General features: G+C 73.2%; 15 protein-coding genes and 1 tRNA gene. 9 read left to right on the top strand and 7 right to left on the bottom strand.

Going from position 1 to position 13,495, the window contains the following annotated elements; translation table 11 throughout:
* Window positions 1-9: 9 nt before the first annotated feature.
* Complete coding sequence (locus IRQ30_RS03310) at window positions 10-594, bottom strand: DUF3090 domain-containing protein (RefSeq protein WP_193611610.1); 585 nt, start codon at window positions 592-594, stop codon at window positions 10-12.
* Between the two features lie 10 nt (window positions 595-604).
* Window positions 605-1,324 (bottom strand): histidine phosphatase family protein, encoded by a 720-nt coding sequence (locus tag IRQ30_RS03305; protein ID WP_193611609.1) that lies wholly within the window; start codon window positions 1,322-1,324, stop codon window positions 605-607.
* Between the two features lie 33 nt (window positions 1,325-1,357).
* Between IRQ30_RS03305 and corA the strand changes: the two genes are divergently transcribed.
* Window positions 1,358-2,338: a magnesium/cobalt transporter CorA gene (gene corA / locus IRQ30_RS03300; RefSeq protein WP_193611608.1), complete on the top strand. Its 981-nt coding sequence runs from the start codon at window positions 1,358-1,360 to the stop codon at window positions 2,336-2,338.
* A gap of 96 nt (window positions 2,339-2,434) precedes the next feature.
* Here corA and IRQ30_RS03295 read toward each other — a convergent pair whose 3' ends face one another.
* A complete protein-coding gene (locus tag IRQ30_RS03295; protein WP_193611607.1) occupies window positions 2,435-3,259 on the bottom strand; it encodes an undecaprenyl-diphosphate phosphatase in 825 nt (274 codons plus the stop codon).
* Between the two features lie 72 nt (window positions 3,260-3,331).
* Between IRQ30_RS03295 and IRQ30_RS03290 the strand changes: the two genes are divergently transcribed.
* Both IRQ30_RS03290 and IRQ30_RS03285 read left to right on the top strand, forming a co-directional pair.
* Window positions 3,332-4,282: an aldo/keto reductase gene (locus tag IRQ30_RS03290; RefSeq protein WP_193611606.1), complete on the top strand. Its 951-nt coding sequence runs from the start codon at window positions 3,332-3,334 to the stop codon at window positions 4,280-4,282.
* The gene (locus IRQ30_RS03285; RefSeq protein ID WP_338087704.1) at window positions 4,279-4,497 is read left to right on the top strand and encodes a DUF5703 family protein; all 219 of its coding nucleotides are present in this window, start codon (window positions 4,279-4,281) and stop codon (window positions 4,495-4,497) included. The genes IRQ30_RS03290 and IRQ30_RS03285 overlap by 4 nt, the downstream gene beginning before the upstream one ends.
* A 117-nt stretch (window positions 4,498-4,614) precedes the next feature.
* Here the strand turns inward: IRQ30_RS03285 and IRQ30_RS03280 are convergent, their stop codons facing one another.
* Window positions 4,615-5,010 carry a tetratricopeptide repeat protein gene (locus tag IRQ30_RS03280; protein WP_193611605.1) on the bottom strand — a complete coding sequence of 132 codons (396 nt, stop codon included), beginning with the start codon at window positions 5,008-5,010 and terminating at the stop codon, window positions 4,615-4,617.
* A gap of 3 nt (window positions 5,011-5,013) precedes the next feature.
* Entirely contained in the window at window positions 5,014-6,348 is a 1,335-nt protein-coding gene (locus tag IRQ30_RS03275; protein WP_193611604.1) for a M20/M25/M40 family metallo-hydrolase, read from the bottom strand.
* Window positions 6,349-6,424: 76 nt separating this feature from the next.
* On the opposite strand from IRQ30_RS03275, the gene IRQ30_RS03270 reads away from it, so the two are divergent.
* The 5 genes from IRQ30_RS03270 to IRQ30_RS03250 all read left to right on the top strand — a co-directional run bounded on the left by IRQ30_RS03270 (window position 6,425) and on the right by IRQ30_RS03250 (window position 10,192).
* Window positions 6,425-6,510: transfer RNA gene (locus IRQ30_RS03270), tRNA-Leu, on the top strand.
* A gap of 165 nt (window positions 6,511-6,675) precedes the next feature.
* Complete coding sequence (locus tag IRQ30_RS03265; protein ID WP_193611603.1) at window positions 6,676-7,146, top strand: pyridoxamine 5'-phosphate oxidase family protein; 471 nt, start codon at window positions 6,676-6,678, stop codon at window positions 7,144-7,146.
* The gene (locus tag IRQ30_RS03260; protein ID WP_193611602.1) at window positions 7,143-8,054 is read left to right on the top strand and encodes a universal stress protein; all 912 of its coding nucleotides are present in this window, start codon (window positions 7,143-7,145) and stop codon (window positions 8,052-8,054) included. The genes IRQ30_RS03265 and IRQ30_RS03260 overlap by 4 nt, the downstream gene beginning before the upstream one ends.
* Window positions 8,055-8,124: 70 nt before the next feature.
* On the top strand, window positions 8,125-9,372 hold the full coding sequence (locus IRQ30_RS03255) for an MFS transporter (protein ID WP_193611601.1): 1,248 nt from the start codon (window positions 8,125-8,127) through the stop codon (window positions 9,370-9,372).
* A 40-nt stretch (window positions 9,373-9,412) separates the two neighbouring features.
* The gene (locus IRQ30_RS03250; RefSeq protein ID WP_193611600.1) at window positions 9,413-10,192 is read left to right on the top strand and encodes an isocitrate lyase/phosphoenolpyruvate mutase family protein; all 780 of its coding nucleotides are present in this window, start codon (window positions 9,413-9,415) and stop codon (window positions 10,190-10,192) included.
* Between the two features lie 108 nt (window positions 10,193-10,300).
* Here IRQ30_RS03250 and IRQ30_RS03245 read toward each other — a convergent pair whose 3' ends face one another.
* Entirely contained in the window at window positions 10,301-11,269 is a 969-nt protein-coding gene (locus IRQ30_RS03245; protein ID WP_193611599.1) for an NAD(P)H-binding protein, read from the bottom strand.
* A gap of 85 nt (window positions 11,270-11,354) precedes the next feature.
* On the opposite strand from IRQ30_RS03245, the gene IRQ30_RS03240 reads away from it, so the two are divergent.
* Complete coding sequence (locus IRQ30_RS03240; RefSeq protein ID WP_338089543.1) at window positions 11,355-11,939, top strand: LysR family substrate-binding domain-containing protein; 585 nt, start codon at window positions 11,355-11,357, stop codon at window positions 11,937-11,939.
* 78 nt (window positions 11,940-12,017) lie between these two features.
* On the opposite strand, the gene IRQ30_RS03235 is transcribed toward IRQ30_RS03240, so the two are convergent.
* Complete coding sequence (locus IRQ30_RS03235; protein ID WP_193611597.1) at window positions 12,018-13,457, bottom strand: GuaB1 family IMP dehydrogenase-related protein; 1,440 nt, start codon at window positions 13,455-13,457, stop codon at window positions 12,018-12,020.
* Window positions 13,458-13,495: the final 38 nt, after the last annotated feature.

Raw genomic sequence — 13,495 nt, 5'->3', positions numbered from 1 at the left:
CCGGCTGGTTCACGGGTCCCGCCGGCGGAAGCCGTTGGCTCGCACGCAGAGGTGGCCGTCGGGGTCGATCGGGTTGCCGCAGAAGGGGCAGCTCGGGCGGCCCGCCTCGATCACCTGCTCGGCGCGCTTGACGAAGGCCCGCGCGTGGCCGGGGTCGATGCGGACCAGGAACACCTCGTCGGGCTCCGGCTCCTCGAAGTCGACGTCCTCCTCGAGCTGGTCGGGGGTGACGACGGCGGCCTCGGTGAAGGGGAACACCTCGATCACGATCCGCTGGTCCGAGGGGTCCCAGGACAGCGTCATCGTCCCGGCGCGGAACTCTTCCTCGATCGGCTGCTCGAGCGGGTGCGGGTCCTCCAGCCCGAGCGGCGCGACGGCGGGGATGACGGTCTCGCTCTGGTCGCTGGACATGACCTCGTCGAGCAGCTCGTCGACGCGCTCGGCGAGGGCCGCGACCTGCTGCTTCTCCAGGGAGACGCTGATGACGCGCACGCCGCTGCGGGCCTGGAGGAAGAAGGTGCGCGACCCCGGGGGCCCGACGGTGCCCGCGACGAAGCGCTCGGGCGGGTCGAAGCCGTGGATGATCGGTGGCATGCCGACCACCCTATGACCGGACCGAAGGCCCGGCGCCGCCGCCGACGGGCGCGTCCTCGGCGGCCTTGCGCCTCGAGGCGCGCTTGGCCGTCGGGGCGGCCAGCCAGGACAGGTCGCCGGCGTGGGTGTTGGAGGCCAGCACGTAGGGCCGCGCCCCGGTGTAGCGCACGATCGAGACCGAGGCGGGGTCGACGAAGATCCGCTGGAAGAGGTCGAGGTGCATGCCGAGCGCGTCGGCCAGCACCGACTTGATGATGTCGCCGTGGCTCACCGCGACCCACACCGCGCCGGCGCCGTGCTCGGCCTCGACCGCGGCGTCGTGGCGGCGTACGGCGGCCACCGAGCGGGCCTGCATCGCCTGCAGGGACTCGCCCCCCGGGAACGCCGCGGCCGACGGCTGGGTCTGCACGACCGACCAGAGCTTCTCCTTGGCGAGGTCCTTGAGCAGGCGCCCCTGCCACTCGCCGTAGTCGCACTCGGTGATGCCGCGCTCGCTGACCGTGCGCGGCGCCGCGGGGTGCGCGCCGGTGATGATCTTGGCCGTCTGCCGACAGCGCTCCAGGGGGCTGGTCACCACCGCGGCGAGCGGCACGGCGGCGAGGCGCTCCGCCGTACGACGTGCCTGCTCGGTGCCGGTGTCGTCGAGCCTGACGCCCGGGGTCCGTCCGGCGAGGGTGCCGCTCGCGTTGGCGCTCGTCCGGCCGTGGCGGACGAGGATCACTGTTGCCATGTCGGGGACTGTAGTGCGGCTACCGTGAGCCCCGTGATCGTCGACAGCGCGGTGTACCGCCGAGGTGTGCGGATCCCCGTCGACTGCCGGCCCCAGGACTACGCCACCCTGCGCGCCCAGGCCCAGGAGAGCGGGGACTTCGTCTGGGTCGGGCTGCACCACCCCGACCAGGCCGAGCTCGAGCGGGTCGCGGAGGCCTTCGGCCTGCACCGGCTCGCCGTCGAGGACGCGGTGAAGGCCCACCAGCGACCCAAGCTGGAGCGCTACGACGAGAGCCTGTTCCTGATCCTGAAGACGCTCTGGTACGTCGACGAGGAGGACGCGGTCGAGACCGGTGAGATCAGCATGTTCGTCGGCAGCGACTTCGTGATCACCGTCCGCCACGGCCACGGCGGGGAGCTGCACTCGGCGCGCCAGTACCTCGAGCAGCGCGAGAAGGTCCTGACCCACGGTCCCTCCGCCGTCGTCTACGCCGTCTGCGACTCCGTCGTGGACGCCTACACCGACGTGGTCCGCTCCCTGGAGGAGGACGTCGACGAGGTGGAGGAGTCGGTCTTCTCCCCCGCCCGCACCAACGACTCGGTCCGCATCTACACGCTCAAGCGCGAGATCGCGGAGGTACGCCGCGCGGTGCTGCCCCTGCGCGAGCCGATGCGTCGCTTCGCCTCCGGGGTGGTCGGCGGGATCGACGAGCAGGCGGCGCCGTTCTTCCGCGACGTCGCCGACCACCTCGTGCGCGCCTCGGAGATCATCGACAACCTCGACTCGCTGCTCTCGACCGCCTTCGAGGCGCACCTGGCCCGGATCTCGGTGCAGCAGAACGAGGACATGCGCAAGATCTCTGCCGGCGTCGGCCTGGTCGCCGCGCCCACCATGATCGCCGGCGTCTACGGCATGAACTTCGACCACATGCCCGAGCTCCACTGGGCCTTCGGCTACCCGTTCGCGCTGCTGCTGATGGCGGTGTCGTCGCTGGCGCTGTGGGTGTTCTTCAAGCGGTCCGGCTGGCTGTGACCCCTGCGGTTTGGTCACCAACCGCAGGCTCGGGGCGCTCAGACCTGCGGTTTGTGACCAAACCGCAGGGCCGACGACCCGCGGCGGCGGGCCGGGTCAGGCGCTGAGGACGCCCGTGCCGAGCAGGATGAGCACGGCTGCGCCGAGCGCGACGCGGTAGAGCACGAACGGCGTGTAGGAGCGGGTGCTGACGTAGCGCAGCAGCCACGCGATGGCGGCGTACCCGACCGCGAACGAGACCACGGTGGCGACGATGGTGGGGCCCCAGCCGTAGGTGTTGTCGCCGTGCGGGATCTCCTTGAGCTCGAAGAGCCCGGCGCCGACGACGGCGGGGATGGCCAGCAGGAAGGCGTAGCGGGTCGCGGCCTCGCGGTCGTAGCCCAGGAAGCGGCCCATCGACAGCGTGGCGCCCGAGCGGGAGACACCGGGGACCAGGGCCATGGCCTGCGCGGCGCCCATGAGCACGGCGTCGCGCAGCGTGATCTCCTTGATCCGCTTCGACGTGCCGCCCACGCGGTCGGCGATGCCCAGGACGATGCCGAGCACGATCAGCGTGGTGCCGATGATCCACAGGTTGCGGAAGTCGCGCTCGATGAGCTCCTTGAGCAGGACACCGAGCACCACGATGGGCAGCGAGCCGATGATGATGAACCACCCCATGCGCGCGTCGATGTGCCCGCGGTACTCCGCGCGGAACAGCGACCTGGTCCACATCGAGGCGATGCGCCAGATGTCCTGGCGGAAGTAGATGAGCACCGCCAGCTCGGTCCCGATCTGGATCACGGCCGTGAACGCCGCACCCGGGTCACCCCACCCGAAGAGCTCGGGGAAGATCCGCAGGTGGGCGCTGCTGGAGATCGGCAGGAACTCCGTGAGGCCCTGGATGATGCCCAGCACGACGGCCTGGAGGTAGTCCCACACGAGCACGAAGCCTAGGGCCACCCGGGCGAGCCGCCGCGCCGCCCCCAGGGTTCGCCCACTAGTTTTGTGGACATGAAGCAGCGGTCAGTGGGCCACACCGGTCTCCGGGTCTCGCGCCTGGGTCTGGGCACGATGACCTGGGGGCGCGACACCGACGAGCACGAGGCCCGGGACCAGCTCATCGCGTTCGCGGAGGCGGGCGGCACCCTGGTCGACACCGCGGCCGGCTACACCGACGGCGACTCCGAGTCGCTGGTCGGGTCCCTCATCGGTGACGTGGTCGCGCGCGACGAGATCGTGCTCGCGACGAAGGCCGGCATCTCGCGGCGCTCGGGCGAGCGGGTCACCAACACCTCGCGCGGTCACCTCCTGACCACCCTCGACGCCTCGCTGAAGCGGCTCGGTGTCGACCACGTCGACCTCTGGCAGGTCCACATCTGGTCCGACGAGACGCCGCTGGAGGAGACGCTCACGGCGCTCGACCATGCGGTGAGCTCCGGGCGCACGTCGTACGTCGGCATCTCCAACTATTCCGGCTGGCAGACCGCGCAGGCCGCCACCTGGCAGCGCGCCGTCCCCGGGCGGGAGGTCCTGGCCTCGACGCAGGTCGAGTACTCCCTGCTCAACCGCGGCATCGAGCGCGAGGTGCTGCCCGCCGCGCAGGCGCTCGGGCTCGGCGTCCTGCCGTGGTCGCCGCTGGGACGCGGGGTGCTCACGGGCAAGTACCGCACCGGGACGCCGTCGGACTCCCGCGGCGCCTCCCCCGTCTTCTCGCAGTTCGTCGGCGCCTACCTCGACGAGCGCAGCGGCCGCATCGTGGAGGCGGTGGCCCGCGCCGCCGAGGGCCTCGGCTGGACGCCGCTCGAGGTCTCGCTGGTGTGGGTGCGCGACCGCGCCGGCGTGACCTCCCCGATCGTCGGCGCCCGCACGGCCGCCCAGCTCCGCGGAGCGCTCGCCCTCGAGGACAAGGAGCTCCCGCCCGAGATCATCGCCGCCCTCGACGACGTGTCGGAGCCGGCGTGAGTCGCCAGGAGCGGCGGGCGCCGCGCCGCGGGGTGGAGTGGGAGTTCGACCGGGTGACCTTCCCGCGGGAGTTCCCGCGCAACGTCGTCACCAAGCTGCTCGTGGAGCGCGCCGAGCACGGCGGCTGGGAGCTCGACCGGGTCCGGATGACCCCCGACGGCACCCGCCGCGTCATCCTGCGCCGCAAGATCATCCGCGCCGTCCGCACCGCCTGAGCGGCGCCGCGCTCGGGCCGTACCCCTTGCGGTTTGGTCACAAACCGCAACCCGGGGGCCACCGAACGTGCGGTTGGTGACCAAACCGCAGGGGGTACGGCGCGCCGGGCGGCGCGCTCACTCGCCCCGCAGGACGCGCAGCTGCTGCTCGGCGGCGAGGCGCTGGGGCTCGGGGAGGACGGGCAGGGCGAGCATCCGCTCGAAGGTCGCGACCGCCTCCTCGAGCCGCTCCAGCCGGTGCAGCGACATCCCCTTGGCGCCGAGCGCCACCGCCGCCGACTCCCCCTCGGGGTCGAAGTCCACGGCGCGCTCGTACCACTCCAGCGCCTCGTCGACGCGCTGCGAGCGCAGGTGCATCGTCGCGATGTTGGTGCTGGCCAGCGACTTGGCGTAGCCGGGCACCTCGTCGAGGGCGATCACGGTCAGGAAGGTGCGGAACGCCCGCTCGGGGTCGCCGGCCTCGTTGGCGCCGACCGCCTCGACGAACAGGTGCTCCCAGGGGGTCTCGTCCACGCCTCAGGCCTCGCCCAGGAAGCGGTCGAAGACGCGCGCGCCGAACTCCAGCGCGTCGACCGGCACCCGCTCGTCGACGCCGTGGAAGAGCGCGGTGAAGTCCAGCTCGGCCGGCAGCCGCAGCGGCGCGAACCCGTAGGAGGTCATGCCGAGCCTGTTGAAGTGCTTGGCGTCGGTCCCGCCGCTCATGAGGTACGGCGCCACGATGGCGCCCGGGTCCTCCGCGAGGAGGGCGCGGGTCATCGTGTCCACGATCGCGCCCTCGTAGGGCATCTCCCACGGCTGCTGCTTGGAGACGTACTCGACCGACACGTGCTCGCCGCACAGCTCGGCCAGGGTGGCGAAGAACTCGTCCTCGTAGCCCGGCAGGAACCGCCCGTCCACGTGGCCGGTCGCCTCGGTGGGGATGACGTTGACCTTGTAGCCGGCGCCCAGCATCGTCGGGTTGGTGGTGTTGCGGATCACCGCGCCCAGCATCCGCGCGGCGCTGCCGAACTCCTCGATCAGGCTCTCGGCGTTCTCCGGCGTCGCCTCGGTGCCGACCAGCTCGGCGACCGACGCCAGCAGCGTCTGCATCGTCGGGGTCAGCCGCACCGGCCACTCGTAGGCGCCGATGCGCGCGACCGCGGCGGCGAGGTCGGTGACGGCGTTCTCCCGGTTGATCATCGACCCGTGGCCCGCGCGACCGCGGGCGGTCAGCCGCATCCAGGCCATGCCCTTCTCGGCGGCCTCGATGAGGTACAGGCGCTGCCCGCGGATGGTGGTGGAGAAGCCGCCCACCTCGCCGACCGCCTCGGTGACGCCCTCGAACTCCTCCGCGTGCTTCTCGACGAGCACCTGCGCCCCGTGGTGGCCGCCGGCCTCCTCGTCGGCGGTGAAGGCCAGGACGACCGGCCGCTCCGGTACGGCGCCGGCCCGGGCGCGCGCCCGCACGACGGAGAGCAGCATCGCGTCGAAGTCCTTCATGTCGACCGCGCCGCGCCCCCACACGTAGCCGTCCTGCACCTCCCCGGAGAAGGGGTGGACCTGCCAGTCCTCAGCCGCGGCGGGCACCACGTCGAGGTGCGCGTGGAGCAGCAGGGCTCCGCGGTCGGGCACGCTGCCGTCGGCCGGGCCGCCCCAGTGGGCCACGACGGAGGTGCGACCCGGGGTCTGCTCGTAGAGGCGCGACTCGATGCCCACCTCGTCGAGCAGGGTGGCGACGTACTCGGCCGCCTTGCGCTCCCCCGGCCCGTCGTCCTCGCCGTAGTTGCTCGTGTCGATCCGGATCAGCTCACGGCACAGCTCGACGACCTCCCCGGACGGGTCGTAGGGCGCGGCGGCGGCATCGGAGGTCATGGCCCCATCAAAGCACTGCCGGGTGCCTCCCGATGCGGGGTGGGGGCGCTGCCTTTGCTACTGTTCCACCGCACTCGTCCGGGTGGCGGAATTGGCAGACGCGCTAGCTTGAGGTGCTAGTGCCCGTATTAGGGCGTGGGGGTTCAAGTCCCCCCTCGGACACTGGAAAGGCCCCGGCTCCACGGGGTCTTTTCTTCATTTCGGCTCCTGGTCGAGGCCCGTCGTCGCACGCGTCCCGGGCAGGACCAAGGTCCCGACCTCGAGGTCTCGCGCCCCTGCCGTCACGTCCCCTCCTGCCGCAGGCTGGCAGGCAGGAGGTGCAGGAGCATGGACCCGGAGCAGTACGTCGACACGCATCCCGACCGGAGCCCCCGACGGCTCACCGACCTCGCGCCGGACGACTGCTGGGCGCTGCTCGAGGGCGCGGTGGTCGGGCGCGTGGCGCGGTGCGGACCGGACGGCCCGCACGTCGTCCCGGTCAACCTCGCGGTGTCCCAGCGACAGGTGTGGTTCCGCACCGCGGCGTACTCGCCCCTGCTCGGCCACTGCCGCGCCGGCGCTCCGGTGGCGATCGAGGCCGACCACCTCGACGCTGCCCACCGCTCCGGCTGGAGCGTGGTGGTGACGGGGACGGCGGAGGCGGTCGACGTCGCCGAGGTGCCCGAGGCCGTGCGGCTCCTCGACACCTGGGCCCCCGGCAGCCGCAGCGGCCACGTGCGCGTCCTGGCGCACCTCGTCACGGGGCGCCGGCTCACGCAGCCGACGCCCCGACCACCCACCACGGAGGAGAACCCATGAACGACGCCACCCCGGTCCCCCACGACGCGATCGTCGTCGGGCTCGACGGCTCCCAGCCCGCAGCGACGGCCCTGGACTGGGCGGCCGAGCAGGCGGCCCTGGAGGGGCGCCCGCTGGTGCTGGTGCACGCGGCGCCGCCGCTGGGCGCCGGGGCCGCCGCCTCCCTCGGCTCCCTCGGCGTCGACACCGTCCGCCTGCGGGAGGAGGTCCTGAACGACGCGCACGGGTTGCTCGACCGCGCCGCCGAGCGGGTCGCTGCCGCGCACGACGGGCTCGTGACCCATCGGCTGGCCCTGGTGGCCGACCCCCGGCAGACCCTGCTGGAGCTCGCTGCTCCGGACCGGCTGCTGGTGGTCGGCTCGAGGGGCATGGGCCCCGTGCGCAGCCTCCTCCTGGGCTCGGTCAGCCTGGCGCTGACCAAGCACGCGCCGGGCCCGGTGGTCGTCGTCCGGCCGACCGAGGGTCCGCGCTCGCCCGGCGGGGTGCTCGTGGCCGTCGCCCTCGACGGCACCGACGCGCCGGTGCTCGACCTGGCCTTCCGGTTCGCGGCCAGCCGCGGTCTCCCGCTGACGGCGCTGCACTGCTTCTGGGACATGAACGAGATCTCCCGTGGCGCCGTCGACGTGCCCGACGACGAGCCGGGGCTGGAGGAGCTGCGCGACCGGCTGGCCGCGGCGCTCGCGGACCACCGGGCGGCGTACCCGTCGGTGCCGGTGCACCCCCAGCTGACGCGTGGGTTCGTGGACGCCCGCGTCCTGGACGCCACCCGCCGCGCCGACCTCGTGGTGCTGGGCCACCAGCCCAAGCCGCGGCTCGGCGAGCTCGTCTACGGCTCGGTGGCGCCCCAGGTCGTCGAGGCCGGGCAGTGCTCGGTGGCCGTGGTGGGCCGCGCCGAGGCGGCCGGCTGACGGCTCCTCCGGGCTGGACCAGTGACCGGTTCGGCCCCGAGGCCGGCTCCGCGCTCCTACGATGCGGGCGATGAGCACCACGTCGCGCTCGGCGCTGGCCGAGCCCACCGAGGCGGTCCCCCGGATCTGGGTGCTGTGGCTCTCGCTGGCGAGCATCGGGGTGTGGGCCGGCTTCTTCGGCCCGATCCAGGTGCTCCTCGCCCAGCAGGCCGAGCTGGTCAACGAGGCCGAGAAGGAGTCGGTGCTGGCGCTGGTGACCGGCGCCGGAGCGGCGGTGAGCCTCGTCTTCAACCCGCTGTGGGGCGCGCTGTCGGACCGCACCGTGCTGCGCATCGGGCGACGCGTGCCGTGGGTGGTCGGCGGAGCCGTCACCGGTGCCGTCTCGATGCTGGTGCTGGCGCCCGCCGACACCCTGTGGCAGATGCTGGTGGGCTGGTGCCTGGCGCAGGCCTCGCTCAACGCGATGCTCGCGGCCCTCACCGCGACGATCCCCGACCAGGTGCCGGTCCGGGAGCGGGGCACGGTCGGCGGCTGGCTGGCCCTGGCGCAGACGGCCGGCGTCATCGCGGGCTCCGGGATCGCGGCGGCCACCGGCAGCATCGCGGCCGGGTACCTCACCAGTGCCGGGCTGCTGCTGCTCACGGCCGCGCCGTACGTCCTGCGCAGCCGCGACGTGCCGCTGCGGCCGCAGGAGCGGACGCCGTTCGTGCTCGGGCCGTTCGTGCGGTCCTTCTGGGTGTCGCCGCGGCTGCACCCGGACTTCGCGTGGGCGTGGCTGACGCGGTTCCTGGTCAACCTGGGCAACTCGCTGGTCGTGCTCTACCTGCTCTACTACCTCGACGACGCCGTCGGGCTGACCGAGGACCAGGCCGAGTCGCGGGTCTTCCAGCTGACGGCGGCGTACGGCGTCCTGACGGTGCTGACCGCGGTGGCCGGCGGGATCTGGTCGGACCGGGTCGCGCGGCGCAAGCCCTTCGTCATCGCCTCGGGCCTGGTGATCGCGGCGGCGCTGCTGGTCCTGGCGGTCGTGCCGACGATGACCGGGGCGTGGGTGGGCGCCGTGGTGCTCGGGATCGGCTTCGGCATCTACAGCTCGGTCGACTTCGCGATGATCAGCCAGGTGCTGCCGTCGGCCGGCGACCGGGCCAAGGACCTCGGCGTCATCAACATCGCGAACGCGCTCCCCCAGGTCGTCGCGCCGGTGGTGGCGGCGCTGATCCTGGGGCTGGACCTCGGCTACGCGACGCTCTACACGTTCGCCGCGGCGACCACGGTCGTGGGCTCGCTGCTGGTGACGCGGATCCGCAGCGTCGCGTGAGGTCCGCCCGGCGTGACCGTCGGGGGTGCAGGATGGGGACGTGACCGACACCGCGCAGCGCGCCACCGACCTCCTCCGCCTCCACCAGGACCCCCGGCTCCTCACCGTGGTCAACGTCTGGGACGTGATCACGGCCAAGGTCGTGACCGACGTCGAGGGCACCGCCGCGCTGGCCACGGCCAGCCACTCCATCGCCGCCTCCCGCGGTTACGAGGACGGCGAGAACATCCCCGTCGACGAGATGGTCGCCGAGGTGGCCCGCATCGTCGCGGCGACGACGCTGCCGGTCTCCGCCGACCTCGAGGGCGGCTACGGCGACGCGCCGGAGACGATCCGCAAGGCCATCGGCGTCGGCGTCGTGGGCGCCAACCTCGAGGACCAGATGAAGCCCCTCGCCGAGGCCGCCGCCCAGGTCGAGGCCGTGATGGCCGCCGCGGCCGCCGAGGGCGTGCCCGACTTCGTCCTCAACGCCCGCACCGACGCCTTCGTCAAGGCCGGCGACCGCGACCCCGCCGACGTGCTCGCCGACGCCATCGAGCGCGGCCGCGCCTTCCTCGACGCCGGCGCGCCGGTGGTGTTCGTCCCGGGGCGGCTCTCCGAGGAGCAGATCGTCCCGCTCGTCGACGCCCTCGGCCCGCAGCGGCTCACCCTGATCGGGATCCCGGGCCTGCCGTCGCTCGCCCGCCTGGAGGAGCTCGGCGTCGCGCGCGTCTCCTACGGCCCGATGTCGCAGAACGTCGCCCTCACCGCCCTCGCCAAGCTCGTCGAGGCCGTCCACGCCGGCGGTGGCGTCCCCGAGGACATGCGCATCCTCAACTGAGGTCCGTCGCTCCGGACGCTGCGGTTTGGTCACCAACCGCAGGTCTGGGGCGCTCGAACGTGCGGTCTGTGACCAAACCGCAAGGGTGAGCAGCCGCCGGCGCGGGCGTCAGTCGCGGGTGCTGCCGACCCAGTCGGGGTCGCTGGCGGCCTGGCCCTGGACGTCGCCGTCGACCTCGGTGGCGTGCGTCTGGCCGGCCAGGGAGCGGGTGATCGCCTCGTCCACGGACAGGAACCGATGACCCGGCGAGAGCTCGCGCCGTACGTCGTCCTCGGTACAGACCATGTCGTGGGCCAGGCTGCGCACCAGCGCCCGGACGGTCGAGCGCGGCAGCCCGGAGAGCAGGGCCACGGCCTCGCCGACCGCCCACTCGGGCGCGACCGGCACCAGGACCTGCTGGCGCTCCAGTCCGGCGAGCCCGGCGAAGCGCTCCAGGAGCGCGCGGTAGCTGAGCACCTCGTCGCCGCCGACGTCGTAGGCGCGGTTGCGGGGCTCACCCTCGAGCGCCCGGGCGATCAGGTGGACGACGTCCTCGACGGCCACCGGCTGGATGTCGCGCAGCATCCACACCGGCACCGGCGTCAGCGGCAGCCGCTCGCTCACGCGGCGCATCAGCTCGAACGACGTCGAGCCGGCGCCGATCACCATGGCTGCGCGCAGCACGGTGGTGGGGACGCCGCTGGCGAGCAGGATGTCCTCCACCTCCAGGCGCGAGCGCAGGTGGTCGGACAGGTGACCGGGCGGCACCAGCCCGGAGAGGTAGACGATGCGGGAGACCCCGGCGTACTCGCAGGCGTCGGCGACGTAGTCGGCCGCCTCCCGGTCGCGCTTGAGGAACTCCCCCGAGGCCATGGAGTGCACGAGGTAGACCACGGCGTCGACGCCGCGCACGGCCAGGTGGACCGAGACGGTGTCCTCGACGTCGAAGTGGCGGCGCTCGACCCGGTCGCCCCACGCGAAGCGGTCCAGGGCGGTCAGGTCACGGGCGGCGGCGACCACGTCGTGGCCCTCCGCGAGGAGCGCGGGCACCAGCCGCGACCCGACGTAGCCGGTCGCGCCGGTCACGAGCACCCGCATGCGTGTCCCTCTCCCCTACGTCTCGCCGTGGCTCCGGCTCGACCTCGACGCTAGCCAGTGCCGCCCACTACCCCATACTCGGGCGGTGGACACTCGCCCCTTCCGTGTCGGCTTCGTCACCGGCGCGACCCCGGACAAGTGGGCGCGCGTGTGGCGCACCCGCTACCCGCGCACCCCCCTGGAGCTGGTGCCCGTGACCCAGGACGAGCAGGAGTCGGGCCTGCGCGACGGTGCGCTCGACATGGCGCTCGTGCGGCTGCCCGTGGACCGCGACGGGATGCACTGCATCCCGCTGTACGACGAGGTGCCGGTCGTCGTGGCCGGGCTCGAGCACCTGGTGGCCGCCGCCGACGAGGTCTCGCTCGACGACCTGAGCGAGGAGCAGCTGGTGCTCCCGCACGAGTCGGGCTGGACCCCGTCGGCCGACCAGCTGGACTGGCCCGAGATGAGCATCAAGGACGCCGTCGAGGTCGTCGCCTCCGGCACCGGCGTCCTGCTCGTGCCGATGTCGGTGGCGAGGTTGCACCAGCGCAAGGACGTGGTGACGCGACCGGTCACCGACCTGCCGGACACCAAGGTCGGCCTCGCGTGGCTGGTCGAGAACGACGACGAGCGCGTCCAGACGTTCATCGGCATCGTCCGCGGACGCACCGAGCGCTCCTCGCGCTAGCCAGCCAGGCCTGCGGTTTGGTCACAAACCGCAGGTCCCGGCGCTGTGGCGTGCGGTTGGTGACCAAACCGCAAGGGGTCACCACGACGTGGCGAGCGGGCGACCCTCGTGGAAGCCGGCGGCGGACTGGACGCCGACGACGGCGCGCTCGTGCAGGTCCGCGAGGGTGGAGGCGCCGGCGTACGTGCAGGCCGAGCGGACGCCGGAGCAGATCTCGTCGATCAGGTCCTCGACGCCGGGGCGGGCCGGGTCGAGGTACATGCGCGAGGAGGAGATGCCCTCCTCGTAGAGGCCCTTGCGCGCCCGGTCGTAGGCCGACTCCCCCGACGTCCGGTTGGCCACGGCACGCGCGGAGGCCATGCCGAACGACGTCTTGTAGGCGCGGCCCTGCGAGTCCTCCAGCAGGTCGCCGGGCGACTCGTGGGTGCCCGCGAACCACGAGCCGATCATCACCGACGACGCCCCCGCCGCCAGCGCGAGCGCCACGTCGCGCGGGTGGCGCACGCCACCGTCGGCCCACACGTGGCGTCCGAGCTCACGGGCGGTCGCCGCGCACTCCAGCACCGCGGAGAACTGCGGGCGGCCGACGCCGGTCATCATCCGCGTCGTGCACATCGCGCCGGGCCCGACGCCGACCTTGACGATGTCGGCGCCGGCCTCGATCAGGGCCCGCGTCCCCTCGGCCGAGACGACGTTGCCCGCGGCGACCGGGACACCGGGGTCGAGGGCGCGTACGGCGCGCAGCGCGTCGAGCATGCGGTCCTGGTGGCCGTGCGCGGTGTCGACGACCAGGCAGTCGACCCCGGCCCCGAGCAGCTCGGCCGCCCGCTCGGCGACGTCGCCGTTGACGCCGACCGCCGCCGCGACCCGCAGGCCACCGGAGGCGTCGACGGCCGGCGAGTAGAGCGTGGCGCGCAGCGCACCGGTGCGGGTGAGGACGCCGGCGAGCCGGCCGTCGGGGCGCACCGCCACGGCCAGCGCGGTCCGCGCCGCGTCGATGGCGTCGAAGGCGGCGCGCGGGTCGGTGTCGTCGGGGATCAGCACCGGGCGGGGGTTCATCACCTGCCCGACCTGCGCGAAGCGGTCGACCTCGGCGCAGTCGGCCTCCGAGACCACGCCCACCGGGCGCCCCTCCACGTCGACGACCACGGCTGCGCGGTGCGACCGCTTCGGGATCAGCGACAGTGCCTCGGCCACGGTCTGGTGCTCGGTGAGCTCGATCGGGGTGTCGAAGACCAGGTGCCGCGACTTCACGTCCGCGACGACCTCCTTCACGACCGGGAACGGGATGTCCTGCGGCACCACCACGATCCCGCCGCGCCGCGCCACCGTCTCGGCCATCCGCCTGCCCGCGATCGCGGTCATGTTGGCCACCACCAGCGGGATCGTCGCGCCGGTGCCGTCGGCGGTCGCCAGGTCGACGTCGTAGCGGCTCGCGACGCCGCTGTGACGCGGCACCATGAAGACGTCGTCGTAGGTCAGGTCGTGCGTGGGCGTGGTGTCGTGGAGGAAGTGCACGCGACGAGCCTAGGGCCGCGCCCCGAGACGAGCCCCCT

The organism is Nocardioides lijunqiniae, assembly GCF_015024225.1.
GTDB lineage: Bacteria > Actinomycetota > Actinomycetes > Propionibacteriales > Nocardioidaceae > Nocardioides > Nocardioides lijunqiniae.
Note: the sequence above shows the minus strand (reverse complement) of the source record. Positions and strands in the feature narration are given on the sequence as shown.

Bases quoted from the DNA above. Each gene is read 5' to 3' on its own strand.
- IRQ30_RS03310 (WP_193611610.1), bottom strand. From the start codon at position 594: ATGCCACCGATCATCCACGGCTTCGACCCGCCCGAGCGCTTCGTCGCG.
- IRQ30_RS03275 (WP_193611604.1), bottom strand. From the start codon at position 6,348: ATGACCTCCGATGCCGCCGCCGCGCCCTACGACCCGTCCGGGGAGGTC.
- IRQ30_RS03260 (WP_193611602.1), top strand. From the start codon at position 7,143: ATGAACGACGCCACCCCGGTCCCCCACGACGCGATCGTCGTCGGGCTC.
- IRQ30_RS03255 (WP_193611601.1), top strand. From the start codon at position 8,125: ATGAGCACCACGTCGCGCTCGGCGCTGGCCGAGCCCACCGAGGCGGTC.
- IRQ30_RS03305 (WP_193611609.1), bottom strand. From the start codon at position 1,324: ATGGCAACAGTGATCCTCGTCCGCCACGGCCGGACGAGCGCCAACGCG.
- IRQ30_RS03265 (WP_193611603.1), top strand. From the start codon at position 6,676: ATGGACCCGGAGCAGTACGTCGACACGCATCCCGACCGGAGCCCCCGA.
- IRQ30_RS03245 (WP_193611599.1), bottom strand. From the start codon at position 11,269: ATGCGGGTGCTCGTGACCGGCGCGACCGGCTACGTCGGGTCGCGGCTG.
- IRQ30_RS03290 (WP_193611606.1), top strand. From the start codon at position 3,332: ATGAAGCAGCGGTCAGTGGGCCACACCGGTCTCCGGGTCTCGCGCCTG.